The organism is Ferrovum myxofaciens (assembly GCF_000735045.1).
GTDB classification, from domain to species: domain Bacteria; phylum Pseudomonadota; class Gammaproteobacteria; order Burkholderiales; family Ferrovaceae; genus Ferrovum; species Ferrovum myxofaciens.
Map to the genome: position 1 here is coordinate 1 of NZ_JPOQ01000598.1, position 272 is coordinate 272.

At 54.0% G+C, this 272-nt stretch carries 1 pseudogene; it reads left to right on the plus strand.

Annotated features, from left to right (window positions below):
- Nucleotides 1-272: pseudogene (locus IV91_RS18805) on the plus strand (hypothetical protein); the annotation flags it as partial.

A 272-nucleotide genomic window follows, 5' to 3' on the forward strand; every position in this document is an offset into this window, starting at 1 on the left:
CTTGCCAAAAGTGAAGGGCGAGGTAGGCGTTGATCTGAACACTTCCGAGATTGTTTGTTCAAACGGAAAGCGCTATGCAACCCCGCCCAAACTTCAGGTGCTGGAGCAACGCAAGCGCCGTTACCAACGCGCTTGCCGCCGAAAGATTGCGGCGGCCAAGGTGTCGATGGGATTGAGCCGGAATGCGAAATTGTCCAAGGGCGTAAAGTTGCCCGTTTCCAATAATTTACGCAAAGCCTACTGGAAAGTGGGTCGCGTCACTGAACATGCCG